This is a genomic window from Vibrio sp. 10N.261.52.A1 (assembly GCF_002876325.1).
Lineage (GTDB): Bacteria > Pseudomonadota > Gammaproteobacteria > Enterobacterales > Vibrionaceae > Vibrio > Vibrio chagasii.
This window is the reverse complement of the sequence record NZ_MCYD01001239.1, coordinates 1-2,219: the sequence shown is the minus strand read 5'-3', so window position 1 is coordinate 2,219 and position 2,219 is coordinate 1. Positions and strand designations below refer to the sequence as shown.

Here is a 2,219-nt window from a genome sequence, read left to right as displayed (position 1 = left end):
TCTAACTAATTAAAAGCCTTACTCATTTGAGAAGGCAGCCACGTCATAAAACGCGACCATGCCAACCCCTTTGACCTGCAAATGGCTAGTGCCACCAATCAAAGGCGTCGTCACATGTTCCACCTGGCCATGCTGATAAATCGATGGCTGGTAATCCTGTCCACTGTCCAATTTGATACGCATCTGATACTGACCGGTTAGCCCCATGGCTTGCGCATCCAATGTGTAATCCACTCGCCCTGCGCTATTCGGGCCAAGATTCAATGACTTAACATTGCCAAGCGAATCCACTAATTCGAGCATCACGGTGTTCGACGGAGCTTGCAGCTCAATGTACCCGGTATGCTGATCAACACCCGCTGCAGATAATCGATCACTTTTTACCGTCACCGTTTTATCGATCAATGCGGCGGTGCTAAGTACTTGTAAGTTATCGAGCATTGTCGAGTTGTTTTGCGTCAACTGAACAAGGTTTTCCGTACTTTCAACCTGAGAGAACTGCGCCAGCTGTGCGACATATTCCGTGCCGTCAGTTGGGTTCAGTGGATCCTGATTTTCAATCTGAGCCACCATTAAAGTAATGAACTCATTCTTTAATGCACTCGCACTGTTCGGATTATCTTGAGGGGTCATCGTTGACGCAGACTCAATATTATTGACCTGCGCAGCACCGGATATCGTTGTCATGGTGTCGTTCCTCGGGTGTCATTGGCAGCAGTTGGATTAACTGCGCCAAAGCCCCATCAATGATTGTTGCATCGACTTTACGTTGCCGAGCACTTCTACGCTGGCTTCAAAACTACGAGTAGCCGAGATCATGTCAGCCATTTCGTTAACAACATTAATGCCAGAGTAATAAACATACCCTTCGTCATTGGAGAGAGGATTGTTGGGCTCGTAACGCCCTTCTATCATTGAGGAGACTTCAACAACATCGGCAATGCGAATCGGCACTACACCTTGCTGTTGAGTTTGCTGTGCATTGAAATGGTTATAGACCGCAGAGAAAATCGGTTTCAACGGTTTATAGACTTGTGATGGGTCACCAGATACAGAATCGGCATTCGCCAAATTACTGGAGATAGTATTAAGCCTGACGGTCTGTGCACTCATCGCTGAGCCTGCCGTCTCGTAGATACCTAAGAATGCCATGATGTCCCTACCTAATTCACTTATTGTCCTTTGATGGCAGACTTTATCCCGTTGATCTTAGACTGCAAAAACGCAAGGCTCTGATGATAATCCATCACATTTTTCGCGAACCTAGCTTGCTCGTTTTCTAGCTCAACAGTGTTGCCATCTCGTGTTCTTTGCACAGGAATCCGATATTGAGCCGCCGTACCTATGTACCAGTCTTTTGAGTGACCAATACCACTGAGTACCGCCTCAAATCTGAGATCCATCGCTTTGTAATTAGGCGTATCCACGTTAGCAATATTGGAGCTCAATACTGCCGCTCTGTCCAAACGAAACTGCACCATTTTGGGGTGTACTCCAAGTGCATCGTCTAAGTGAATCATTGCCCTAGCCTCGTCGTTGTTTGGCCTTAATCCTTATCAGAAGTAGGCCTTTATCTTTTTATATTTTCTCTCGCAACCGAAGTTGAAATGAGATTGCTTTAACCTATAGTTAGGATTAATTAGCGTGTCAAATTTGAGAATGACCGCAAAAACCAACCATCGGTACTTGACATGAAGAAATTATCATTGACTGAATTCGGAAATCCGAGCATAAAAATGCGTAAGTTTCTGTTAAGACATTCAAGCCATTTCTCAACAGAAATTATTGATATTTTTAAATTTAACTTTGCGGGCCGTCACGTCAAAGCCACATTTTCAGAAGCGCGCCGACCACCAGCAAACAGCATCAAAACCGTTCTTCATATTGAGGAATTTGGACATGTTTTTTTCTTTATTTCACCCCAAGCTGCCGATATTCTGCTACACAAGCACCTCAACAACCCATTACCACTCAAAAAATCTAAGCGTAGCAACCCCGATATTGCGCTAACCCAAACCCACCTAAGGCTTTTTCAAAAGTTCACCATGGCGATCACCAACGCGCTGACTGCCGATGCCAATCATTACGCCATTGAGCACACCGACCATCAGCCCTCTGACATTGGCGTCACCATTACGTTTGAGTTTGACGACCAGCAACTCGATGTGACTTTCATGATCGACAACAAGTATGTGAAAAAGCTGCGCGACATGATGGAA

General features: G+C 45.2%; 4 protein-coding genes. 1 reads left to right on the top strand and 3 read right to left on the bottom strand.

The window, feature by feature from the left end; genetic code table 11:
* Positions 1–18: 18 nt before the first annotated feature.
* From BCT81_RS26180 to BCT81_RS26170, 3 genes are read right to left on the bottom strand one after another with little or no spacing between them, the layout of a single operon-like run.
* Entirely contained in the window at positions 19–687 is a 669-nt protein-coding gene (locus BCT81_RS26180; RefSeq protein WP_102426356.1) for a flagellar hook capping FlgD N-terminal domain-containing protein, read from the bottom strand.
* A gap of 36 nt (positions 688–723) precedes the next feature.
* On the bottom strand, positions 724–1,152 hold the full coding sequence (gene flgC / locus BCT81_RS26175) for a flagellar basal body rod protein FlgC (protein ID WP_102426355.1): 429 nt from the start codon (positions 1,150–1,152) through the stop codon (positions 724–726).
* Positions 1,153–1,172: 20 nt separating this feature from the next.
* The gene (locus BCT81_RS26170) at positions 1,173–1,520 is read right to left on the bottom strand and encodes a flagellar basal body protein (protein WP_008223413.1); all 348 of its coding nucleotides are present in this window, start codon (positions 1,518–1,520) and stop codon (positions 1,173–1,175) included.
* Positions 1,521–1,691: 171 nt separating this feature from the next.
* On the opposite strand from BCT81_RS26170, the gene BCT81_RS26165 reads away from it, so the two are divergent.
* Positions 1,692–2,219, top strand: a 528-nt coding sequence (locus BCT81_RS26165) for a hypothetical protein (RefSeq protein ID WP_133152733.1), incomplete at its 3' end; no start/stop codon positions are given.